The sequence below is a fragment of the Anabaena sp. UHCC 0253 genome, from assembly GCF_009712085.1.
Classification (GTDB): Bacteria; Cyanobacteriota; Cyanobacteriia; order Cyanobacteriales; family Nostocaceae; genus Dolichospermum.
Map to the genome: position 1 here is coordinate 96,483 of NZ_VILD01000002.1, position 25,900 is coordinate 122,382.

Annotated in this window: 16 protein-coding genes; 4 read left to right on the plus strand and 12 right to left on the minus strand. The window is 39.2% G+C overall.

Going from position 1 to position 25,900, the window contains the following annotated elements:
* The 5 genes from FJR38_RS04600 to radA all read right to left on the minus strand — a co-directional run.
* Window positions 1-2,325 (minus strand): bifunctional metallophosphatase/5'-nucleotidase (locus FJR38_RS04600; protein ID WP_168535705.1); only part of this gene is annotated, 2,325 nt, incomplete at its 3' end.
* Window positions 2,326-2,572: 247 nt separating this feature from the next.
* Window positions 2,573-10,558, minus strand: a complete 7,986-nt coding sequence (locus FJR38_RS04605) for a phytase (protein ID WP_168535707.1) — start codon at window positions 10,556-10,558, stop codon at window positions 2,573-2,575.
* A 401-nt stretch (window positions 10,559-10,959) separates the two neighbouring features.
* Window positions 10,960-11,283 (minus strand): Txe/YoeB family addiction module toxin, encoded by a 324-nt coding sequence (locus tag FJR38_RS04610; RefSeq protein ID WP_079290402.1) that lies wholly within the window; start codon window positions 11,281-11,283, stop codon window positions 10,960-10,962.
* Window positions 11,276-11,557, minus strand: coding sequence for a type II toxin-antitoxin system Phd/YefM family antitoxin (locus tag FJR38_RS04615; protein ID WP_168492361.1), 282 nt, complete (start codon window positions 11,555-11,557; stop codon window positions 11,276-11,278). Before FJR38_RS04615 ends, FJR38_RS04610 begins: the two co-directional genes overlap by 8 nt.
* A 532-nt stretch (window positions 11,558-12,089) precedes the next feature.
* Complete coding sequence (gene radA, locus FJR38_RS04620; RefSeq protein ID WP_168492360.1) at window positions 12,090-13,634, minus strand: DNA repair protein RadA; 1,545 nt, start codon at window positions 13,632-13,634, stop codon at window positions 12,090-12,092.
* Window positions 13,635-13,802: 168 nt separating this feature from the next.
* Here radA and rpaB point away from each other — a divergent pair, with 168 nt between their 5' ends.
* The 3 genes from rpaB (at window position 13,803) to FJR38_RS04635 (ending at window position 15,854) form a co-directional block, all read left to right on the plus strand.
* Window positions 13,803-14,531: a response regulator transcription factor RpaB gene (rpaB, locus tag FJR38_RS04625; protein WP_015079764.1), complete on the plus strand. Its 729-nt coding sequence runs from the start codon at window positions 13,803-13,805 to the stop codon at window positions 14,529-14,531.
* A gap of 98 nt (window positions 14,532-14,629) precedes the next feature.
* A complete protein-coding gene (locus FJR38_RS04630) occupies window positions 14,630-15,274 on the plus strand; it encodes a cofactor assembly of complex C subunit B (protein ID WP_168535709.1) in 645 nt (214 codons plus the stop codon).
* 61 nt (window positions 15,275-15,335) lie between these two features.
* The gene (locus FJR38_RS04635; RefSeq protein WP_168492357.1) at window positions 15,336-15,854 is read left to right on the plus strand and encodes a DUF456 domain-containing protein; all 519 of its coding nucleotides are present in this window, start codon (window positions 15,336-15,338) and stop codon (window positions 15,852-15,854) included.
* 125 nt (window positions 15,855-15,979) lie between these two features.
* Here the strand turns inward: FJR38_RS04635 and FJR38_RS04640 are convergent, their stop codons facing one another.
* The 7 genes from FJR38_RS04640 to FJR38_RS04670 all read right to left on the minus strand — a co-directional run bounded on the left by FJR38_RS04640 (window position 15,980) and on the right by FJR38_RS04670 (window position 23,932).
* On the minus strand, window positions 15,980-16,690 hold the full coding sequence (locus tag FJR38_RS04640) for an LEVG family PEP-CTERM protein (protein WP_168535711.1): 711 nt from the start codon (window positions 16,688-16,690) through the stop codon (window positions 15,980-15,982).
* A 493-nt stretch (window positions 16,691-17,183) separates the two neighbouring features.
* Entirely contained in the window at window positions 17,184-17,846 is a 663-nt protein-coding gene (gene nblB, locus FJR38_RS04645) for a phycobilisome degradation protein NblB (protein WP_168535713.1), read from the minus strand.
* Window positions 17,847-17,927: 81 nt separating this feature from the next.
* Complete coding sequence (locus FJR38_RS04650) at window positions 17,928-18,386, minus strand: CBS domain-containing protein (protein ID WP_168492352.1); 459 nt, start codon at window positions 18,384-18,386, stop codon at window positions 17,928-17,930.
* Window positions 18,387-18,711: 325 nt separating this feature from the next.
* Window positions 18,712-20,001, minus strand: a complete 1,290-nt coding sequence (locus FJR38_RS04655) for a Glu/Leu/Phe/Val dehydrogenase (RefSeq protein ID WP_168492350.1) — start codon at window positions 19,999-20,001, stop codon at window positions 18,712-18,714.
* Between the two features lie 171 nt (window positions 20,002-20,172).
* On the minus strand, window positions 20,173-21,645 hold the full coding sequence (locus FJR38_RS04660) for a carotenoid oxygenase family protein (protein ID WP_168492348.1): 1,473 nt from the start codon (window positions 21,643-21,645) through the stop codon (window positions 20,173-20,175).
* A gap of 66 nt (window positions 21,646-21,711) precedes the next feature.
* Window positions 21,712-22,551, minus strand: coding sequence for a class I SAM-dependent methyltransferase (locus FJR38_RS04665; protein WP_168492347.1), 840 nt, complete (start codon window positions 22,549-22,551; stop codon window positions 21,712-21,714).
* A 28-nt stretch (window positions 22,552-22,579) separates the two neighbouring features.
* Window positions 22,580-23,932 carry a folate/biopterin family MFS transporter gene (locus tag FJR38_RS04670; protein ID WP_168535715.1) on the minus strand — a complete coding sequence of 451 codons (1,353 nt, stop codon included), beginning with the start codon at window positions 23,930-23,932 and terminating at the stop codon, window positions 22,580-22,582.
* A 451-nt stretch (window positions 23,933-24,383) separates the two neighbouring features.
* Here FJR38_RS04670 and FJR38_RS04675 point away from each other — a divergent pair, with 451 nt between their 5' ends.
* A complete protein-coding gene (locus tag FJR38_RS04675) occupies window positions 24,384-25,877 on the plus strand; it encodes a mannosyltransferase (protein ID WP_168535717.1) in 1,494 nt (497 codons plus the stop codon).
* Window positions 25,878-25,900 lie beyond the last annotated feature (23 nt).

Sequence of the window (25,900 nt, forward strand, 5' to 3'; positions counted from 1 at the left end):
ATCATTACCATCGCTACCGAAAGCGCGATCGCCCTTATTAACAAAAATAATATCGTCACCACTACCAGTATCAACATTGTTCTTACCAGCAAGCCCTAAAATAGGTGCAGTTGCTAGGTCTACTTCATCGTTTCCAGCACCGGTAAAGACAATATCACGGATACCATTAAAGTCAGTTCCAGCTATCAATATATCTGCACCGGGAGTTCCGGAAACGAGTTCTCCAGGAGCGCCTAAAACCGTATCTTCCCGGAAATTGAGGTTTTGGATTCTGGTATCTCCTTCTGGGGGTGTTTCCACAATATTGAAAGTTTTATTCCCACCTATGGGGAAGTTTGCAGCTAAAAATTCAGCTAGTGTATCCTGTTCCGAACCATCCGCAGCAAAGGTAGCAACACCAGTTCTATTAGCATTACTAGGTTGGGTTAAATCAACGCGATTTTCACCAAATTCAGGAAATGGGTAGTTATCACCACCACCTGCTAAGAAATCAAGGGTAATTAGGCGAATTTGCCGATTTGCATCTCCTACCAACTGCCCATTTTCCACAATTACATCTAAGACTTGACCATTGTTAGGATCAATAATAGCTAAACTACGAATGCGATCGCCTTCTGTTTGTACACCAGTCACTCTACCATTGGCATTTCGTTCAAAGACAATAGCCTGTTGACTGGAGTCAAAACTAAACTGAATCCCACTAACCTGGGGAAATTGTCCAGGAGTCGCACCTTCAGCAGTTGCAGCTACACCATATTCTAAAATTTGCTCTAATTCTGCTGCGGTTACAGTCAACAAAGATAAGCCATTATTGAATCGCAAACTATCCAGAATATCTAGCTGGGAAATCTCCCCCGTTTGCTTACCAGAAAAAGGGTTTTCTTGGGTAGGAAGAAGTGTTCCATTTGCATCTACTTCACCAATAGCTGCCCGAATACCACCGCCATTTTTTATGGATACTTGCACAGTAGCATCAATCGTTTTCGCAAAGGACAAATTAGCATCCGCAGACAAATTACCCAAAGTTGTTTCTTGGGTTCTTACCTGTTCTCGACGACCTTCGATAAATACCTCACTCCGACCAAAAACATTACTATCTTGTACTGCAACCAATCCTTCAACAGCGTCGGTTAGCTGTTTAACCAGATTACCTTTTGTCCCTTCAGCAAAAGCAGCTTCTGTACTACCCCATAAAGCAATTACTTGATCCTCTGTAGTCGCAACTGGACCATTAATTACTAAATCTAAATCACTGACTTCATCCAGAGGACTACCATTAGCATCTACTAAAATGCCATTAGCATCAAAATCTACTACCAATCTTCCTACATAAGAATATTCGCCATCAGTGCTAACAATAACTGCGGGATCTCCATCTGCATTAGTAGTGACGATGGGATAGGTATTTGCTGCTGTATCTCCAGAACGCAAATTATCATCACCATTAGCCAGGATAGTATCAGAACCACCAGCTATAACTACATCTACACCCCTTAACTTGGTAATTAGTTGTTGTTCTAGGGCAATTTGTTGCAGATGTGAAACTACAATAATTTTATTAATGCCTTGGGTTTGCAATTGATTGATCACAGGCTGCAAAATAGCAGCTAAGGCATCCATATCATTTGCTTTTGTTCCCTGTACCTTTGTCCCGGTGGGAGAAGAAATACTTTCTAATAATTGGGTGGTAGCACCAACTACACCTATTTTTTCACCACCTCTTTCAATAATTGTCGCCGGGGCAATTTTTGGGGTGGTTGTTCCTGCTAGGGACGCTGTGGGATTTGTTTGAAAGGCTGTATTAGGGAGAATATTAGGAGTAAATAAACCAGATAAATTGCTATCTGCGGCAAAATCTAAGTTAGCGGATAGGTAAGGAAATTGAGTTCCCACCCATCTATCATCGGCTAAACCTGCACCCCGATATTCTGCTTCTATAATGGTTCTTAAAACTTCCGAACCCAGATCAAATTCATGATTACCAAGGGCAGAGGCATCAAAGCCAATGATATTCATAATTGAGATATCAACTCGACCACTACCTTCTCTTAAACTACTATAGCTATTATTGATGGTTGCATTGGGTAAACCGAAAAGTTGATTGTAGATATTATTAAATAAGCCACTGTTACGGAAAGTTATATCTCCTGCGGCGCTAAAAAATGGTCCGGCTAGGTAGTTATCTCCCGCAGATAGGGTAATAGAGTTGTCAACTGAGTCTTCTAAGCTATCAACAATTGCTGCAAAGTTAGGTGCATCAGAAATTGCATTTACACCACCTTCTAGGTCAGAAGCATGGAGAATTTGCAGTCTAAAATCTGTCATGGGATCACCTCAAAACCTTTTAGAACTAGGATTGAATAAATAACTTAAGATAGAATTAAGAAAGTATAGGTAAATAGTTAAATTTATTAAGGTCTCTAGAGGAAAAATTAAACGCAGATTATTTTTTAGATCATGATATTCAACATCTCCGGTAATTAAGTAGGTATCACCTGAAACTGTTGTAGGGACAATTCATGAATTGTCCCTACAATAATTTTGCAAGAGGTCTATTTAGGACTTGCTGATTTTATACAAAAGCGAAATTAGCAGCAGTCAAACTTGAGGTACTGACACCACTTAAAGTCGCAACGGTTGTTGTACCGATCGCAATACTATTACCATTGAGAGTTAGATCACTAAAGTCAAAACCTGCGCCTTGACCAGAAATACCTAAGACATCAGTACCGATTTGGAAGTCAAGAATCGTATTAGCAGCTTTGGGTAATTCACCATTGACAATCCAGAATTGGTCAGCACCTGCACCACCTGATAGCAGGTTGCCATCACCGAGGACAACATAGAATTTGTCGTTACCATCGCCACCTAAAGCCCGGTCATTGCTACCGAGGAAGAAGGTATCATCACCAGCACCACCAGACATCCGGTTGCCACCTTTACCATCTCTAGCATCAAAGGTGTCATTACCATCGCTACCGAAAGCGCGATCGCCTTTGTTGACAAAGATACTATCATTACCACTACCAGCATCAATGTTGTTATTCCCAGCGAATGGAGAATTTGCCCCAAAAACGGTATCTATTGTGTCATTGCTTGCCCCAGTAAATACTATGTCGTTGATGCCGTCAATTCCACCATTGACAAATAGATCATCTATGCCAGTTGTACCTGCAACAACTTGGGCAGTTTCCGCAATAGCGGCAGATACACCTAACCGAGAATCGAGGTTTAGGGGTTGATCAAGTTCCAAGACAACGATTTCATTATTATCAATCGCTGGGGGACGACCGATAGAGAAGGGATAGTTGTTATCATTGGCAACTAAAATGGTTTTGCTATCCAGTACCAACACATCTTCAATGGTTTGGAATGGCATATCATAAGTAGTTTTGCCATCACCATTGAGATCGTTGGGATCTTGAATATTCAACAAGTTGGCAATTTCCTCTTTGGAGACGAATCCGTTAGCATCAATCTTGCTGAAATCAACTTTGAAAATTTTCTTGAAAGCCGCAGTGCTACCTTGTCCGTTATCCCGTTCAATAATTAGAAACTCGTTGTTATTTATGGGGGTAAAATCACCGATCGCATTACTAGGATTTGTTAATTGATAACGTCCTACTAATCCTTGGTAGCTTTCGCTGGCTACATCGAATTTATAAATCCGTAATGAGCCAATAGGATCGCCGACAACAGTCCCTTCCAGCAGAGGATAAAGAGTTTGACGGTCAGGACTAAATGCCATGCCTTCAAAGCCTTGGGAACGGTTCAGATTGGCTGTTACTAAGTCGCCGTAGTAGGGTTGATTAGGATCGAAATAGTTGGGAGAAGTGGAAAAGTAAGGACTGTTGAGATTGGCGTTAGGATTAGCGTAGCCTGTACCAGCAAGGTAATCATTAACTAGAACTTGTCGCCCTGTTTTGGGGAAGTCGGTAAAGAAACCATCTACGCCCAAATCAATGAATCTACGGAACTCTGCACCGGGGTCGTTTTTGTAAGTATCAGGAAGGAAGAACTCGTCATTTCTTAAAGTGTAAAGATGGACGATTAAACCTGCTGTGTGGGCATCTTGAATTAAGGTTGTAGGTGTGCCTAAAACGCGATCGCCATCACTAATTTGTCCATCACCATTCAAATCATCAGCCTGGCCGTCATTATTGGCATCTACCGTCAACTGGGGAATAATCCGCTGTTTATTTGGTCCAATACCTTGGGCATAAGTAGCAATTTCCGCTAAACCTGCGGGGGTGGAAAGATTGGTATAGGTGCGGGTATCACCAGCAACTACAAAGTCATAAGGTTGACCTGAACCGCCAAATAATTGCACCAGAGGAATATCAATCCCTGCTGTGGGCATAATCGTGTTGTTAAGTGCCTTGAGGTTAGCAACTTCAAAGGATTGAATGAAGATCCGGGATGGATCAGTAAAGTTTTCGGCTTTAAGGGTATCTACCAATAGTTGGCTAGTATTGATACCTTGTTGTTGGAAGAAAGTGGGATGTTTGGTTTCAGGATAAATACCGATTTTGCGTCCTGTTTCTTGTTCGACTTGTTTCACCAAATCAATTACTTCTGCCAGAGTGGGTACTTTTAGCCCGTCGTTGTTGAAAGCCGTACCACGTAAAGCAGGAATCCGCTCAATCGCATTTAGTTCTTTAACTTCTGCTAGGGTAAAGTCTTCCGCATACCAACCTGCCACATTGCGACCATCTAAATTTTTGATTGTCAGGCGATCGGCAAATTTGTCACGCAAATAAACATCGGTACTGGTGTCAGTAGTATTGATAACTGGTTTACCATTGGCATCCCGTTGAATTGTGCCATCAGTGTTGAGAACTGCGACGGCTAATAAGGGTTCGTGACGGGCAATTAAGATACCGTCTTTTGTTACCACTAAATCGGGTTCAATGAAATCTGCACCTTGAGCGATCGCTAATTTGTAGGCTTCTATTGTATGTTCTGGGCGATCGCCACTTGCACCCCGGTGGCCGATGACGATGGGGGCTTGACCTGTGAGTGTATCAAATTTAGGTGTAGAAAGCACAGTGGGATTTTGGGGCGATCGTACTTCATCACCAGTAATTTGATCACGGACTAAATCACCTGTCCCTGGGAAGTCGGTAAAGTAACCATCTACACCCAAATTAATGAATTGACGATACTCTAATTCAGGATTGTTGTTGTAATTTGATGCCAGGTAACGGTTTTCATTACGGAAGGTATAAGGATGAACAACCAAACCTTCCTTATGGGCATCACTAACTAAGCTGGTAGGTGCTAAGGTAACTTTGTCTGCATCGTTGATGACACCATCATTATTCAAATCGTCAGGTTGACCATCATTATTATTGTCTACCGTCTTCACGGACACAATCATCCGTTTCCAAGGACCTATCCCATCAGCATAAGCAGCAATTTCCGCTAAACCTGCTGGAGTTTGTAAATCTCCATAGGTGCGGGTATCACCTGCGACGGTAAAATCGTAAGGACGAGCATTGACATCTTGATATATCAATGTTCCATCATTTGCCACATCATAAGCATCAAGCAATTGTACCAAGGGCAAATTCGTGAGGGTATTCAGTTCTTTAAGATTACTGACTTCAAAAGATTGAATGAAAACTCGTGTTGGATCTGTGAAGCCTTTTTCATTAAGGACTGTAAGGAGCTTTTCTTCCAGTGACAAACCCAAGTTATCGTGGAAAGTGGGGTGTTTGGTTTCTGGGTAAATACCAATTTTCTTACCCGTTTGTGCTTCCACTTCTTTGAGTAAATCAATGATTTCGCTCAGAGTGGGGATTTCCAGAAGACCATTATAGACTTGATCACGGAAACCTTGAGGCATAATAGCGCGGAGGGTTTTGATTTCTGCCAAGGTAAAATCAGAAGCAAAGAAACCTTCTTCCGCAACACCATCTACTATCTTCGTGGTTTTCCGACTAGCAAATTCGGGACGACTAGCAACATCAGTAGTATTGATGAGATTGGGTTCATGACGGGCAATTAATATACCATCGCTGGTAGATACCAAATCTGGTTCAATAAAGTCTGCACCGCGTAAAATCGCCAGTCGGTAGGCTTCAATTGTGTGTTCTGGTAGTTCTCCACTAGCACCACGATGTCCGATTACAATAGGATCTTGACCATTGAGTGTATTTAGTTGGACGGGGTTAGGAGTAGCGAAGGGTGCATCTAATAAAACGCCGTTACTATTGAAATGCAGTAAGTATGTTCCAAATTCATCACCGACCCAAATATCACCTTTAGCATCAATGACAAAGGACTCTACATCAAAATCAGCCCCTGTCAATTCACGGTTGGCTGTGTTTTTATTGACAATATCAAAGGGGATTAATTTATTGGGGTCAGAGAGTTGAATAAAGCTTTGAACTGCTACACTACCATTACCGTTTTCTGTACCAGCAAAATTGGGGTCAACTTGGTAAAGTCGCAAGAGAAAATCAGCACTATTATTTTTCGCCCCAAAGCCATTATCTGCTAAAAACCAAAATACAGAACCACCACCATCAGGTGCAAACTGCACACCACTAAAACCTTGTACTGGTTGACCATTGAAAGGTGTAGGGCGACCATTTGTAGGGTTAGTCAATGCAGAACCGGATGCGGGTCCAGCAGCGAAGGTATCAGCAGGAAGAGAAGCAAAACCTTTGAGTGTCACCATATTAGAAGCAATATTTAAAGTAGTTGAAACTTGGTCATCTTCTTGGGCGTTGTTATTACCCGCAACAGAATCAAAGTCAGATTGATTTTGTCCGGTAATTTCGGCCTTGTTAATCACTGCACCACTTTGGGCGATTTTGGCGTTAATTGTCAGGGTGCGGGTGGTGTTACCAGCAATTTCTCCCACATTCCAAACACCAGTTTGACTGTTGTAAGTTCCCTGTTGTGGTGTCGCAGAGATGAAAGTTAATTGTTGTGGTAACAAATCTGTGACTTTAATGCCATTAGCCAGTAGAGAACCTTTGTTGGAAAGGGTTAAGGTAAAAGTTACCTGTTGTCCTACAACTGGGTTAGTGACATTTGCAGTTTGACTCAACTCTAAATCAACAAAATTAGGTTGAGGAGTGCGAGGATTATAGCTGGTAGTATCTATGTTTAGGGGAGTGGGGAAAGCATTGGCGATATTTTCCCAAGGGACTAACTTAAAGTTGCTGCTGATGTTCTCATCATCAACAATGGTGGCGGGATCATTTGAACCATCTTGGGTGATAAATACACCATAAGGGAAGTTCGGACCCAAGGGCAAGTTAATAACATCTGCACCGTCGGATTCTTGAACGCTGTCAATTCCTCCATTGTTCCCAACTCCAAATCTTCCTAAAAATTCGTTGTTGCTTTCACGGGTATAAACTGCAAAGGTGTTATCGCCTTGACTTGAGGCTAAAAGGTATCCTGTACCGTTTTTACCGTAGTAAATTGTTAAGCCTTCAACGTCATTGATGAGATTTTTGCCACCTTCGGCTTTGACTTTCTCAATTAATGTTCCAGTTGTTCCCCCATTGGGTTCGGCTTTGAATTTCCAAATCCCTACATCTTCTTGACCAATATACAGAAATCCTGTTTCTTGGTCTACAACCATTCCCTCTGTTTGGGCTGAAGCGTCTGGTGTGGTAGGGGCAGGAATCGTAAAGTTACGCACTAGCTCATAACCGATTGTACCATTGCCTTTGTCTACTAATTTGAGTTGGGCTACATCTCCAGTTTGACGACGACTGGTGAAGACGTAGTAATCGTTGGTGACGGGACTGCGATAGATTGCTAATCCATAAGCACTGCGAGTAGATTCAGAATAAGGAGTAGCAAAAGGTAGACCTTGGAAAATTGTGGCTGCATTGCTATCGGTAATATTTTCTAGGAAATTGCCATTTGTGCTGTTGGGGTTAATTTTGAAGATGGCTAGTTTATCATTGTTGCGATCGCTTGCTATGGCAATATCAATTTTTTGACCACCTAATGTAAACCCATATTGCAAATCAACGTTGTTGTAACGAATATCTGGATTACTAGGATTAATGGTCTGCAACAGGTTTCCAGCTAAATCATAAATCCGCAAACCACCATTTTTGACGCTGGTGAAAACTAGGCTTTTGCTAGAATCGGTAGAATTTACATAAATTGCCGGATCATCAGCATCGGCTCTTTGACTAAAAGGTAAACTATCATCATCTAAAAGCGCCGGACGGGTTTCTACAATAGGGGTGACTGTGGGAACTACATCTGCACTCAAGTTGATAATTTGAGTAAATTGGGTAGCACCAAAGTTATTATCACTCACCAAAACAATGGATTGACTACCATCTGCCAATTTAGGACCAAAAGCTAAACCTTCAATATTGTCTGTTCCTGTGGGGTGATTTCCGTCACTATTCGGCAAATTCAAGGAATCCAAATTCAATATTAGGCGTTTTTGGGTTGGTTGAATTGCTGCTAATTGTTCACTACTTAACCCACTCAGAGAATCAATTGTATTGATGTCTGTTGCCCCTTGGAGACTAATTTCATAGATTTTGATGGTGTTTCCTTGTCCAACCGCAAAGGAACGTTCTAAAGCTAACAGAGTGCCACGATTATCAATTGCTAGTAAATCTACCAAACCGTTATCAGCAAACCCAGTAATAGGGTTAGGTGCTATAGCAATGGGGTCAGTGACATACAGATATTCTTTCTCTGGTTGTCCTGTCACCAAATTGTATTGAATAATCCGAGAACGAGCGCCTGTGGTAGTTGTAGCAATTCCTCCATCTTGAAATAGACCGCTTTCTGTCGCTGTAAATAAGGTTTTCTGGTCGGGTGAAATTGTTAAACTTTCAAATGCTAAGTTGTTCCGTATCCCTAATGTTTGTTCACCGGGATTTAAAACACCATTGCTGTTCAGGTCGTTAAAAATCGGTTTAAATTTAGTGGGAACAGCGAGTGATTTAATCTCCTGTCCGGTCGTCAGGTTAAACTCTTTGATGAAAGGATCAATAACACGATTAGCACTAACTTCTCCCTCAGAAGAAATAAACACTGTCCCATTTTTAGTTAATGCAATACCTTCTGGGTCAAGACTATTGGCTGCAAAAGGATTACCATTGCTATCCTTGAGTTGGACAACCTTAGTAAACGTGACTGCGTTAGTGACAGGATCGAGAGTAAAAGTGTAAAATCGGGCATTGGATGAGCGATCGTCGGCAATGGCATAATATTGATTATTAGCCGCATCATAGGTTACACCAGACAACCCACCAACAGGTACATCCACTCCATTAATTGATTGTGCTGCACCAGTGGGAATAAATCCTGTATTGAAGATTTTTTGTCCTGTAAATTCTGCACTGACAACGGTTTTACCTGCTTCCGTTGCGCCAACTTGTACATCTGCAAATACTAACCGATGGTCAGAACTAGGAAAACCACCGGGAAGACTAGCGTTAAATGTACCTACTAAGGGGAAATTTGCATCTGTATTGCTAGGCCAGTACACTCCTGAGTTACTAATTTGTAAGTCTGTGGAGGGGAGTACATAGTCTGTTCTCAGGTTGCCAGGAGCAGTATCATTAAAGTCTGCGGTGTCGAAAGCAGGATTGCCTTTTTGACTGGTGTTTGCCCCACCTTGTGAGGTAGCTTGTTGAGGCGCGCCTAAACTTGTGGGGATAACATTGGTATTAATACTGGGATTCAGTAACAGTTGGTGAATGGCATTGTTATAACTATCACCATCCAAGGGATCAGCATTCTGATCACCCATAATTACAAAGCTTGAACCACTAGGAAGATTACCTGTTTTTCCCCCATCATCGTAGATATAATCACCTTTACCGGGAGTAATATAATCTGCCCAAAAACGGATTTCATCACTATTGCGTTTACCGTTGCGGTCTTCAGTTCCGTCAAAGGTGGGTGGTGTGGGGTGACTGACGAGAACATGAACGGTTTCCCCATTTACCTGAATAGGTACATCCCAATGACTCTTGGAAGATAAGCGCAGAACGTTAATTTCTTCCGGTGAATAAAAACCGTTTAAATTTTCATCAATTGCAGTAGTAGAATTATCTAAAGTTGGGTCATTTGTTAATAAGTTTCCTGGCATATCCTTCCACAAGAAATTTTGGAAGGTGCGAATATTAGTGGTATCAATGGGATATTTAGAAAGTAACAACATCCCAAACTGTCCAGGGAAATTCCCAAAGCCAAAAGCATCATCACCGTATCCTGTTGTGCCTTGAGTTGTAACTGTTGTACCATTATTATTTAAGTCAAAACCGGAAGCAATACCTGTGTTACTAGGAGCAATATAAAAGTAGGGGTAGTTAACTGGTACAACACCATTTTGGCTGATTTGGAGATAATTTTGTCTAAAAAGATTTACTGCTGTTGGGGAATAGTCAAATTCATTAATTAGTAATACATCCGGGTTGTTGCGTTGAATAATTTCCGCAACTGTTTTTGCTTGAGCGTTGTTAGGGGTAGATAAATCAGTGAGTAACTGACCTTCTGTGTTGCGATTTAGGGACGCATTAAATTGGGAAAAGCGGACTGTGGTAGATGCCATTTTTATTTCTCAAGTAAATGCAGAGTTGGCTTGAGTAAAGAAAATCTGGTAATTATAAATTCCAGATCATGGCATTAACATATCAGTCGAAAGTTAAGATATTATTGTCTATTGTTGAGATTTATTTAAGTCCTGATTAAGCTTCTCATAAGCTGTTAAATGCCTGATTTGACCTCACGCACTGGACAAGTGATAACAGTAACAGCTTTGGAGGAATTTTTTGATCGAGATTGCGATCGCTAGATTTTTTGCGCGAAATCTGGTATGGGAACAAAAAGTAGAACTCTTTGCTATTCTTGATCGTGCAATTGCATTAAAATTCAACGTGGTCATTTTCCATATCCGTCCTACCTGTAATACCTGATAAGATTACCACTACGATTCTTATTTTGATTTTAATTTTAATCTGATTCATAATGATAACGAGCTTGTAAAAAATAAACTTTATTTTGTGTTACTTTATAAACCAAACGATGTTCTAAATCAATGCGTCGTGACCAAGTATCAGGAGCAATATATTTAAGAGGTTCAGGTTTACCTAAGCCTGTAAACGGTTGACCATCAAGAATATCCGCTACTAAATCTAATATCTTATCTCCTTTTTTTCTATCATGATTATACCACCAAGCCAAATCTGCTTTAAAATCAGGACTGAAAACAGGAAAATAACCAGATAATTCTTTTTCTTCATTATGAGTATCTGGCTTTTTTTTCTTACTACTCAATTCCTAACTCCTCTTTTAATTCAGCCAATGTTTGAGGAGTTTCCGTTTCTGTTTGTGTCCATTCTAAAGCCCGAAATAAACGTTTAGCATTTTTAGGTGATCTTAATAAATAAACACATTCTAATAAACTGGAAAGTTCATCTTCGGCAATTAACGCCACGTTTTTCTCATTACGACGTTTAATTACTACGATTTCTCGTTGATCACACACCTGATCTAAGATAGTTGCTAAATTCAACCTTGCTTGAGAGTAAGTGGTTTCTTTGCTTAACATTCTCTTTTTTAAGAAGTTGTACAACTATATTGTACAATATTCTATTTTTGTTGTCAAAATTGCCTTTATTTATACATTAAAAAATAAGTATTTAGGGTTACAAGCAAAAACGGGAAATGATATGTAAGTCAATACTGTTCGGTTAAGGATTTTGGTAGGTTGGGTTAAGCGACAGCGCAACCCAACAAATGCTTATAAATGTTGGGTTTCCTAACGTCAACCCAACCTTGTATCTTAGAGGTATGAAATTCCTAAATTGAACCTTTAAAACTCTTACCTTTGCGTCTTTGCGCCTTTGCGTGAGACTAAAATTCATACCGTTAATCAGCAACGCCCATTTTTCCTTGTCGGATCTGGGAAATTGAGGATATCCAGATAGTTGAACCAGATAGTTAGTTGAAACTGTTCCCTGTTCCCTGTTCCCTCTCCTCACAGACAACTTTTATGGCTAACGCCACGCTACGCTATCAGCAAACCCTACTTAGCTTCCTAAAATCGTTATTTCCTGGAAGTCCCTTATTTTGGGTATATTTTACTCATCCTCATCTGGTTCTAAATCTTCTTCTGTCAATTCCTGATGAGGTACAGCGGCAATAATGGCATCTATGACTTTACCTACTGGTAATATCTCTATACCAAGATCGGGGAATTTTGTGCCTTTGGGGACTATGGCTCTTTTAAATCCTAGTTTTGCGGCTTCTTTTAATCGTAGTTCCATTTGAGAAACCGATCGCACTTGTCCCCCTAATCCTACTTCCCCAATTAAGACTGTCCCAGGATCAACTATTTTATCTCGGAAACTGGCAACGATCGCTACGGCAATTCCTAAATCTACGGCTGGTTCTTCTACGTTTAATCCCCCAGCAGAAGCTACATAAGAGTCTAATTTTGACATAGGTATACCCACACGCTTTTCTAATACGGCGAGTATCTGCACTAAACGATTGTAATCTATGCCTGTACCAGCCCGTCGAGGAGATGGGTAACTGGTAGGACTAACTAAAGCTTGTAATTCTACTACTATTGGTCTTGTTCCTTCACAAGCCACAACGATAGCAGTACCAGGAGCGGGATCGTCACGGTTGCCTAAAAATAGCTCGGAAGGGTTATCTACTTCCTTTAATCCTTGGGATACCATTTCAAATATACCAATTTCGTGTGTCGCTCCGAAACGGTTTTTTACAGTTCTTAATAATCTGTGAGAGGCAAAGCGATCGCCTTCAAAATACAATACAGTATCTACTAAATGTTCTAATACTTTGGGACCTGCGATCGCTCCTTCTTTGGTAACATGACCCACGATTAACATAGTAATATCTTCGTGTTTTGCCACTTTCATCAAAGCTGCGGTACATTCCCTGACTTGAGCAACTGAACCCGGTGCTGATGTCAAAGCTGGAAAAAACACCGTTTGGATACTATCTATTACCGCTACGTTTGGCTTGAGGGAGTCTATTTCCCGCAAGATTTCCTCTAAATCCGTTTCTGGTAACACATATAAATCTGCACCTATACTATCAGGATCTATGGGTTTCTCAGTCTCTTTAGCTAGATTATCAGGATCTTTATTTTTATGATCTTGATCTTCCGTGATCACTAGAGGAGTGTTTGACATTCCCAACCGAGAAGCCCGTAATTTTACCTGTTGTCCTGATTCTTCTCCCGTGACATAGAGGATACGGTATTTTTGTGCCAATTGATGAGAAACTTGCAATAATAAAGTTGATTTACCGATACCCGGATCACCACCAATTAGCACCATCGAACCGGGAACTATACCACCGCCTAAAACTCGATCTAATTCCCCATAGCCGGACTCCCAACGGGCAATTTGGCGATCGCTAATTTGATCAAAAGTCAAGGCGGATCTGGCTTTAGCTGGTTTATTATGAGACTTACTATGACCTCCAGCTTGCCAATTTCCTACACCTCCCCGGCTGGGTATATCCCCTATGTAAGCACTAATGTTCTGCTCTACTAAAGAATCGTAAGTGTCGCAATTTGAACATTTTCCGAACCATTGGGAGAATTCCGCTGCACAATTACTACAGATATAAATGGTTTTTGGCTTTGCCATGCTGAAATTTATTTAAGAATCTTAATTTTTCTTAATTCTTGGAAAAAACGAAAATTTAATAATAGTAATAGTTAGAGCTTTTTCCAAATCAATTGAGAGAATGATATCTTACTATTATGATATTAAAAATTAATCATGAAAAATTTTACTTAAGGAGCATTACAAAACTTGGAAAGTCATAAAGAAAAAATCCTGGTAGTAGACGACGAAGCCAGCATTCGGCGGATTTTGGAAACACGCCTTTCCATGATTGGCTACGATGTAGTGACAGCAGGAGATGGTGAGGAAGCTTTAGAAATATTTCGTAAAGCTGAACCAGACCTAGTAGTTTTAGATGTCATGATGCCAAAGCTAGATGGTTATGGCGTTTGTCAAGAATTACGCAAGGAATCGGATGTTCCCATCATCATGCTAACAGCTTTAGGCGACGTAGCAGATCGTATTACTGGCTTGGAATTGGGTGCAGATGATTATGTAGTTAAACCATTCTCACCCAAAGAACTAGAAGCGCGGATTCGCTCAGTATTGCGACGGGTAGACAAAACAGGTGCAAATGGTATTCCTAGTTCGGGAGTCATTCATGTCAGCACCATCAAAATTGATACAAATAAGCGCCAAGTTTATAAGGGTGATGAGCGGATTCGCTTAACCGGTATGGAGTTTAGCTTATTAGAATTATTAGTTAGCCGTTCTGGTGAAGCTTTTTCCCGTTCGGAAATTTTGCAAGAAGTATGGGGATATACTCCTGAACGCCACGTAGATACGCGCGTTGTGGACGTACATATCTCCAGGTTACGAGCAAAATTAGAAGATGATCCTAGCAACCCAGAACTAATTCTCACCGCTAGAGGGACTGGTTATCTTTTCCAACGCATACTCGAACCAGGAGAAGAGTAAGAAGTTAGGTGACAGGGGACAGGTGACAGGTGACAGTAAGAAGTTAGGTGACAGGGAGCAGGTAGTAGGGAAAAGAATTTCTTAATGACAAATGACAAATGACAAAATCTGATCCCAATCGAGTTTTACGGCGTTTACCCTTAGTTATTGGGGGTTTAGGAGCTGTACTTTTGTTGATGAATCGGTTGTTAACACCAGAACTGACAAACTCCCAAGCACGAGGGGATGTGGTGGGGGTAATTTTGAGTGCGGTATTGATTTTAACTGGTTTAATTTGGCAACAGGTACAGCCGCGCACACCTGAGACAGTAGAATTAATTGGGGAAGAGGGATTTTTTTTAGCAGCAGATTTACCAGAAACGGCGAAAATGGAACTAGCCTGGGCATCGCGGTTATTATTAACAAATACAGTTACGCGATCGCTCATAGTTTACTATCAAGGTAAGGTTCTATTACGTCGCGGTATTCTGGCTGCTAAATCAGAAGTAACACCAGGAATTATCTTAAACAGAGTTCTGGAAACACAAAAACCAATTTATCTAGTAGCTTTATATGTATATCCTGGTAGATTTGAATTTGACTATTTACCAGAAAACACACAAGGTGTAATTTGTCAACCAATTGGCAAAGGAGGGGTGTTAATTTTAGGTGCAAATGCTCCCCGCAGTTATACTAAACAAGATGAAAACTGGATTGCAGGAATTGCTGATAAATTAGCTGTAACCCTTGCTAATAATGGGTAATTGGTTATAAAATCCCTATTTTCATCCTTTCATCCTGGACATCCTGATTCAGACAATAATTATGCAAATTATTTATTTACTCTTAGTCGCTGTAATGTTAGTAGGTGTAATTGGTGCTGTCGTTCCAGCTATACCTGGAAGCAGTTTGATTTTAATATCTATTATTATCTGGGGAATTGTCAGTAGTTCCTTTACAGCTATCAAAATTCCCCTAATTGTCACCATTATTGTTCTCTTCCTGAGTATGGGTGTTGATTTCCTCGCGGGTTACATAGGAGCAAAACAAGCCGGTGCTAGTAAATGGGGACAAATTGGCGCTTTTGTAGGTTTATTACTGGGATTTTTTGGATTATTACCTGCTTTACCTTTTGGTGGACCATTATTAGGGATTCTATTTGGACCACTATTAGGAGCAATTATTGGTGAGTTCCTTTACCAGCGTCAATTATGGCCTGCGGTGAAAGCTGGTATAGGAATTACTGTCGGTACAGTTGTGGGAAATTTGATTCAAGGTGTATTAGCTATCAGCGCAGTTGTCGTATTTTTATTGACAACTTGGCCGCAAGTATATGGAGGTTAAAATTAATTAGTGCTTGCTGAAAATCAGACAAAAAAACAAAGCCCGCATGAGCAGGCTAAACTTCTAATTATTGAGTTGCAGTGATAATCCCTGAGTGGAATTACAATTTAAAATCTGAGTTAATACTAAACTGCTTGTGAAGCTTTCTTACCTTTACGCAAACCAAAAGCACTAGCTACACCTAAAGCACCTAAGCCAAGAATGGTTGTAGGTTCAGGGACTGATGCTTGCAGACGAGCACCATCACCAGGATTAAATTTACCACCAATTCTACCTAGATGAAGATTGAATGAATTGACATTACTCAAGGTTACTATTTTTATATTGCCATCAAGACCTGGAGTAATATCTATGTCACCACCGATTATGTTGCTAATTTTAGTGCCTATATCTTCTACGTCAAAGAAAGTTAGCTTGAGTTTCTCTATTGTTGTATCGAATGTAAACTTGAATTTACCAACTTCCAATTGACCATCTTCAGAAAGAGTACCGTCTGCTTTTACAGCTACCGGACGGAACCAATTACCACCTGAAGAGTTAGTTCCTTCATCTTCAGCTAAAAAGTTAATACCAAAACCGTAGTCGTTAGCAGTTTCGCTGTCATCGCTAAACAAAAGACTCTCTTTGTAACCATTTCCTACAACTAAACTCTCTATGGTGTAACCGAGTGGGGTTGTGTCAATACAACTTCCGGTCACACACGCGAGGTTTGTTTGAATTTCTCCTTCAGTAGATGGAACTAAAGAAGCGGCTTGAGCCTGAGATACTCCACCGAATAAGCTTAAACCTACAGCGGATGCTGCTAATGTTGCTGCTAAAGAGTTGAACTTTGTCATGTTTTATATGCCTATTTTGTAAGTGTTATACTTGAGGCTGTTATCTTTTGCCTCTTTTAATGCGTTTCTTATATAAACTATAACCCGGATATTTACCTAAGTAAATATAACTGAGGTTACTTTACACAATCTTTAAAAAAAGAAATAGAGTTCTTTATACTAACTTCATAGTAGAAGTCTGTTTCTCCCAAAATATGGCATATATAAATAACTCGAAATCCTTATCCCACAAGACATTGAGGTGAAATAGATATCTATAAAATTAGAGTAGCCTAAGTTAGTAAATTCAGCAGTTGTTATTTAAAGTTACAATAAAATAGGGATAAAGCCAGGCTGTATCCCTAAAACATAGACGGTATTTGCTGACTTTCCGGAAAACCAATATGAAGAAGCAAGTCCTGTTGGTTATTGTTATCTTTACTTATTATTTACAGTAAATACTGATCGCCAGTCAGTGGAGTAAATGCAAGTTGAAGGTATCATCAAGTCTTTATTAAGTTAATTGCAAAGCTTTTTTTGCTTCATTGGCGATCGCTTCTACTTCGTCATTCACCAAAGTTGCTAAAATAGATTTAGCTTCATCACCACCTAAACGAGTTAAAGCTTGCACAACCCTGTAACGCACTTGCCAATCTGGATTATTGCTGTATGGAACTAAAAGCGGAATAGCTTGTGAATCTCCCAACTCACCAAAAGAACTAATAGCCGCAGTTTGAATTAAGCCATTATCTGAAGCCAGAGCTTGTGTAAGTAATTCAAAGCCGCGGGGATCTCCTAATTCTCCTAATGTGGCAATAATGCTAAACTGCACCAACCATTCAGGACTTGTATGATAAAGTTCTTGTAAATCTTCAAAAGCTTCATGTAATTTTAGCGCACCTAAACAATCTGCTGCGGCGGCTTGAACATCAGCTTCCGGATCATTGAGTAAACGGCGTAAAATATCTAAGGATAACTGTAAATCCTGTGTTCCCAGAGTATCCATTTGACTTACCGCCGAATAACGTACACGCGCACTGTGATCACAGATGGCAATTTGCACTAATTCTAAACCGATTTTTGGCTCTAGTTCCCGAATTTGATTGACTGCACGTAGGCGATCGCCCAAATTTTCCGAACTCAGTAATTCTTTCACCGACTCAGCAGAAACACTCATTTAATCATCCTAATTTTCAAAATGTAATTGGTAAAGTCCAGAAATCTTCTCCCTATTCCCTTCTTACTGTCACCTAATCTTCTACTCAGCAGCCATAGCGCGAATAATATCACCACGAGTCAGAATACCAATGACCTGACCTGCATTGTCAAGAACAGGAAGACGGTGAACCTTATGATCCTGTATCAATTTTGCCGCTTCTCTTAATGGTTTCTCAGGAGAAATAGTCAAAGGATTTTTACTCATTACCTCCCCTACCGTTTGTCCTAAAGCCTTATGTAAATCTCGATCATAAGTAGCAGGATTTTGCAAATAAATCACACTATCCAAAAACATGATGTATGCAGGTGGAGTCACACCAGTTTCTTGCCACATCAAATCAGTTTCTGATATAATACCGACTAATTTACCTGCACCATCAATCACAGGTAAACCACTAATTCGTTTTTCTGCCAAAATTTGGATAGCTTCTTTCAAAGGAGTTTCAGGACGAACGAGAATAGGATCACGACTCATCACATCAGCAACAGTTTTAGACATTTTTTCTAAGGACACCTTTTATAAAGTCTTTTTCATTATTGTAGAAAATTACGGGTTATAACCCAAAACAGTTAATACATCGTTACTTTATAATTATAAATTTCCCGAAATAGAGACATTATATAAAATCTTTGGCATTGCTGATAGACTGCATGGCGATCGCTATATTGAAGTATGAAATTGAAAAATCAAAAATTGCGAATTCTTACTCTCTGTGACTGGAGCGCCTCTGCGTGAAACAAAATCATACTCTTAATCAGCAACGCCTCAAAACAAGAATCAAACAAATACATTTGTAGGGGTGGGGTTTCCCCACCCTTCATGACTAAGGATACAAACCCCTATCAGTTAAAGCTTGTGCGACTCTACCCACACCCAGAGTATAAGCAGCTAACCGCAGATTTACCCGCCGTGCTTTCGACTCGTTAATCACCTTATGGTAAGCCTGAACCATCAAATGTTCCATTTCTCTGTTTACGCGTTCCTCATCCCAGAACAGGTAAGAAAGACCTTGTACCCATTCCAAATAACTTACCACTACACCCCCAGCATTAGCTAAAATATCTGGCAACACAGTCACACCACGCGCTTCTAAAATTCGATTAGCCTCCAATGTCACTGGACCATTAGCAGCTTCCGCGACAAATTGCGCTTTGATCTGATGTACATTTTCCTCAGTTATTTGGTTTTCCAAAGCAGCAGGAATTAACACATCACAAGGTAAAGTTAGTAAATCTGCATTACTAATTGGTATAGCTTGGGGGAAACCTACCACACTGCGGCGATTTTCAGCAGCATAAGCTTTTAATGCCGGAATATCAAGACCAACTTCCGAAAAGACACCCCCAGCACCACTAGAAACAGCGATAATTTTCGCTCCCTCTTGGTATAATAATTCAGCAGCAGCCCCGCCCACATTACCAAAACCCTGAATCGCTACACGCACACCAGCAAGGGATTTACCATGATCTGCAAGTGCTTCACGGACAATAATCATTACACCGCGTCCGGTAGCCATTTCTCGTCCTAGCGAACCACCAATAGATAAAGGCTTACCAGTTACTACTCCAGGCACAGAATGACCGACATTGACAGAATAAGTATCCATCATCCACGCCATTTCCCGTGCTGAAGTTCCCATATCTGGGGCGGGTATATCCACCGATGGTCCAATGTCTTTAATTAATTCACTAATATAACGGCGGCTAATCCGTTCTAATTCCCCCACACTAAACTTTTTGGGGTCTATGGGAATTCCGCCTTTACCACCGCCATAGGGAATACCTAACAATGCACATTTCCAAGTCATCAGCATTGCCAGAGCGGAAACTTCCCGTAATGTGACTGCGGGATGATAGCGAATACCACCTTTATATGGTCCTAAAATATCCGAGTGTTGGACTCGATGTCCTGCAAAAACCCGCACGTCTCCATTATCCATTTTTATGGGTATGGAAACTGTCACAACTTTTCGGGGATGACTGAGTATTTCTACTATACCTGGATCTAATTTTAATTCTTTAGCTGCCCATTCTAAATAGCTACAAGCTTGATCATAAGGGCAAATGTAAGCTGGAGATTGATTTTCCATAAGTGGGAGAGACGTTAAAACCATAATATTCACTCCTCATCACGGTATATTCGTAAACCGGATTTATATGGTTAGCTTACCCTCTTTTTTTCAAAAAGACATCAATTTTGTAGTTTTTGTTACAGTTTTATTTTTGGGAGTATGTTTATGGAAACCGATGTTGGGTTTTCTTGCGTCAACCCAACCAACCTACATTTAAATAAATGTTTCGGGTGTAAAGCTCCCATGTAAACCATAGGGAATATGATGTTGAAGATGTAGTTTGGCGATCGCACCCTGTTCCAGATTTCCCGCATCTAAAATTACTACATCGGAACGATCATGTTCTGCATCATAAACTAAAGCTATTACCCAACCATCATCTTCTTGTTGAGAATTTGCACGAGGAACAAAAATTGGTTCACCGACAAAACCTCGTGGTGCAGCACTCCATAGTTGCTTTTGTTGTGACTCTAAATCAAGTTTAAGGATTGCTTGTAATGGTGCATTTCCAGTTGCTTGATGAGTCGCAGCAGCGTATAAGAAACGATATGATTTACCGACATTACGGGGGTGAATAGTTGGAAATTCACAAGATCGATCATCTATTAACTGATTCTGCACTTTATTTTCTTGTAAATTGAGATGAAATCGCCAAAGTTGTCCAGGAGAATTGGCATCAAAATCAGTTTCTCGATAATCGCTATTGGGTTCAACATCTGTTAATGATTCATAGCAAATAGAATCAATGATAATTCCATTCTCTATTTCAAAAGCATTAGCATGATGGAAAATAAACCCGGCTTGAGTTTCTAGAACTTTGACTTTTTCATCTTTGCTTTTTTCTGTGCGCGGAATAATGATAATTTTTGTAGGCTGATTTTTTTGAACCTTAATACATTGGGCTGCGCTAGATATTCCTAAAGCAAAAGGTATGGGATTAAATTTAACAGGATTTTGAAAGAAAATACAGTAATTTTCTGTAATTACAAAATCATGAATGAAGCAAAAACCAGGAACACTATGATTTTGTTTTTTAATAATTTCCCCGTTTGTGTTTAATTCAAATATCGTAATTGTTGTTGATGGTCCTGGTTTTACGGCAAAGTTAACTAATGTACCATTGGGATCAATACGAGGGTGGGCGCTAAAGGCTTCTTTTTTAGCTAAAACACCATTAAAATATTCATTTCCTAATGTTTCCAGCGTTTGGGGATTAAGTAAATAAGGTTCTGCTGCTTCCCATAATGCTAAAAGTTTACCACCCCAATAAATAACATTTGTATTTGCAATATGTTTGATTCTAAAATCAAAAGCATTCGCTAACCAACCTCCTGGTTTTTGAGTACCAAAAACACCACGATAAAGAATTTTACCTGCTTCCTTCTCTGCTAAATAACCTTCTGTTTGTACAAATCTATTCCGAAAATGGGCGCGTCCATTAGTAAATGTAATGCGGCTAATCATGCCATCTCCATCAAAGGGATGATGAAATCTTTGCCCGTTGATATCTAATAAACCGGGACCATTCCTAAATAATGTTCCTGTTAATTCTAGGGGAATTTCTCCTTCTATATCATCAATCCAATAATCAAATTCTTGGGTAAGAGATTCATATCCTCCTTGCCAATCTTTGAGGGTATAGGATTTTTCCGAAATTTGATGATCTTGAGGTTCTAATGTTTGCATAATATATTGTCCAGTTAAAGGTTAAATATCTCCAACTTATTAAAAAAGTCGAGGATCTAAATTAGTTTAGTTCTCAGCTATATTTAGATATGGTTTCTGACCACAAGCCATAAATCCCAATATTAATATAAATGGATTTTCTGAATTTAAAAACTTATTCATGGCAGCAATAGTATTTTCTGCTTCTTGTGCAGACAGCATCCCTAAACTAGCTAAATGTAAAAAGTGTTCTGGTTGAAATTGTTCAGAGATTGCTTCTATCCCTACATCATCACTATGGTAAGCAATAGTTTCTAAATCGAGATTTTCAAAACCTGCTGTTTGGAGAATGCGCCATAATTTACGCCCTAAGAAAGGATCTCCACCTCGATTAATTTGAAATTGTGCGGCTTTTTCATTAATCAAATCAAATTCTGGAAATAGTGGATCAATTAACATCATCATATTTCTATCACCACCAATAATTACTAACTTACCTCCGGGTTTAAGAACACGCAATACTTCTTTAACTGCACCAAGAGGATTAGATATATGCTCTAAAACTAATCGGGCAATAACAAAATCAAAACTGTTATCTGGTAAGCCAGTTTCCATAACAGAAGCTTCAATAATCTGTAAACGATGATCAGCTTTGTTTTGTAAATACTGTTGAGACTGTTTAACTAAAACAGGATCAATTTCTAAGGCTGTGATTTGGCTATTGGGGAGCAAATTCAGAAGTTGTTCTGTATAAAATCCGGGACCACTGCCCAATTCTAAAACAGACATTTGATCATTTAAACCAAACCAGCCTAATGTCCTGGCTTCTTTTTTCCAACTTAAAAGAACTTGTAAATGTAATCTTTGCAGTTCTTTAGCTAAATCAACATTCATGATGCTGGCATCATAAGAACCAGGAGTCGTCATATCATCTATTTTCCTAATAAGTTTTTCTCTATGGACTAATTACATCATTGATAAGTGGTTGACTATTACCAATATCAATTTTAGCATCTGGTAGCCATTTAATAAATAAGATCGGAATCAGGGAGCTACAGTTAGTAATGATGATTAATAACCACAGAGAATCAAATTGATTTTCTGTAATTCCCAACCATTTCATGATGATTGCCCCAAAGCCATAGGAAACTGTTCCTCCTAAATTAAATATAGACATTATTAAAGCAAAGAATGTAGCTTCTATACCAGGAGGACAAAGCTTTGTTGCTAATACTAATACGGGCATAAAGACAACTTGCCCAATAACGGTAATAATCAAACTATCACCTAAACTAAACCAATGATCATCTATTCCTAAAAGTCTGTTAGTGTGAGTGACTAATAATAAAGTTGTCATTCCTAAAGCTGTAGATATAAAAATCCCCCAAGTAAACATCACTCTAAAAGGGATAGTTTTAAAATAACGTTGAAAAGCCCACACCCCAACTAAGGAAGCAAAACTGGTGACTAAACGGACTCTCCCTAAAAATTCTGGTTCAAAGTGTAGTTCATTAGTTGTAAAATAGAAAAATGCTGATTCTGCATTTGGTGTAGCGTGCCAAATAAATATAAATGCTGTTGGTAGCCAAATTGCTTTTTGGCTGAGGGCTTGGATCAATTGTCCAATTTGATGTTTTGTATTATTGCTTTTTTTAGTATCTTTGTTAATTGGTTGTTCAGCAATTAACCAAGCTACAGATGAAATAATTAAAGGAAATAATGCTGTAATTAAAAATACTGTGCGTGTGGTGAAATATTCCAAAAGTAAGCCACTAAAGTAAGCTATACAAAGTCCTCCAATTGCTGAACTACCCCAACAAAGAGATTGCAAAGAACCGATTTTTGCTTCTGATTCGATTCTGGCTCTTTCCACTACTATAGAATCAACTATCACATCACTGATAGCAACAGAAAGAGAAGAAAGTAGAATCATAATCGTTGCTGTTGAGCTAGTATGAACTACTGTTCCTAAGCTCACCCAAGAAATACATCCAATGATTCCAGATAGCACTATGTAAGGTTTTCTGTGGTAGCCAAATAAGGGTAAACTATCGGATATAAAACCATATAATGGCTTAATCATCCAAGGAATGGTACTGATGCCCACAATCGCTGACATCTGCACTGGGCTTAATCGCAATTCATCTTTGAGAAAAAAGCTCACGGCTAAACGCGATAATGCTAATATCCCTTGGACAAAATAGATGGTAAGAATTGCTATTAACTCAGCACTAGGTTCGTTACCTAAGAGAATTTTTTGGGTTAGTGAATTTTTAACCTTGGGCAAGCTAGGGGAGTCATTTAGCATTTGGATAAATATTCTTTAAGTTTTGTTTACTTTTATATCATACCGATATTTAAGGTAGGGAGAAACTCATCCCAGATCATTAATAACAATTTAAGGAAAAGGGGAAATTGTGTAAAACTCAGAATAGGCAAGTAATTGAGCCATTGTAAACAGCCATGACTCCAAACTGAAAAAAACAGCGACTACTATATAGAAGCAGAACTTACGCAAAATAGAACGGAAGTAGGGGTAATTCATGAATTACCCCTACCCAAGAATCAGGTTTTTAGTTCAATCTTGCGTAAGTCCTAAGAAGATAAAGCAATTGTAGAGTAACTCGTATAATATAGCTGTTATCCATCTGATACCGTACAAAAGAGGGTGCAGACACTACACCCCTACAGGATTTACAGTGAAAAACAGCACTTCGCTAATTTGAAAACCGCATAATTTTTTTTCAACTAGAATTGCAATGAATCGCCAGTTAAAAATAGATAATTTATTATTGGGAATACTGATTATATTCGCATTAATACTTCGTGTTGGTATATCCTTAAAATTTCCCAATATATTTTGGGCTGATGAGATTTTCCAAACTCAAGAACCTGCACACCGACTTGTTTTTGGTAATGGGATAGTGACGTGGGAATTTAGAGACGGGATTCGTTCTTGGGTATTACCAGGAATTCTCGCAGGTATCATACGTCTTACTGCTTGGCTAGGAGAAGGTTCTTATGGATACTTACTAGGAATTAATATCTTTTTATCTCTACTTTCTCTCAGTAATATCTTAGTAGCTTATTTATGGGGAAAAAAGATAGGCGGAATAATTACAGCTTTTATTTGTGCGGGAATTTGTACTATTTGGTTTGAACTGGTTTATTTTAGTCCTAAAGCTTTTACCGAAGTTATAGCAACTCATTTATTTTTACCTGGTGTCTATTTAGGAATCTTCAGAAACCATTTGCAACTACGAAAGCGGTTATTTTTAGCAGGCTGCTTTTTAGGAATAGCATTAGCATTAAGAATACATTTTCTACCACTTATTGGCTTTGTAGTTATCTATATTTGTAGAAAAGATTGGCGGCAAAAATGGTTGTCAATGATAGCAGGGATGATAGTCCCTATACTTATCTTTGGTACTGTTGATGCTTTTACTTGGTCTTATCCTTTTCAATCTTTTTGGTTAAACATTTGGGTGAATGTTGTAGAAGGTAAAAGTAAACTTTATGGAGTTTCTCCTTGGTATGAATATTTTATTTTCTTGCTGAAAAGTTGGTCTTGGTTCTCTATACCTATCTTAATTCTGGCTATTATAGGTTTACGTCGTAGCCCGATTCTAGGATGGTTGGTATTAGTTATTATTTTGTCCCATAGTTTACTGGCTCATAAAGAATATCGCTTTATTTATCCAGCATTACCAATGCTGATGATATTAGCAGGGCTTGGTACTGGAGAATTAGTTTTAAGTTTATCTCGCAGATGGAATTCAATCCCAAAATTACTAATCACTATATTACTTTGTCTTTTAGTTTGGACTTCTACTTCTGTGGCTTTATTGAGCCGCTTCAATATTTATAATCCGTTGACTTTTTCTACTTTTGGTACTAATTTAGAAGATACACATTTATATGGTGCAACTAATAATTTACTAGCTTTACAAAGTTTAAGTAAAGAAAATAGTATTTGCGGACTTGGGCTTTGGGGTATTCATTGGGCTTTATCAGGAGGCTATACCTATTTACATCAGAATGTTCCTATATATCCAGTAGAAGAAGCAGCAGATTTTGCAGAGTTAAAAGCAGGTTTTAACTACATTATTGGTAATCGTTCCATACCATTTCCATATCAAAACTATACTTTGCAAAAATGTTGGCAAGGAACTTGTATTTATAAGCGTCCGGGTACTTGTAGCCCAGTTATAGAGCGTGATATTAATTCTGTTCTCAAAAAATCAGGAAATTAGTCTAATTTATTACTTGCCTTGGC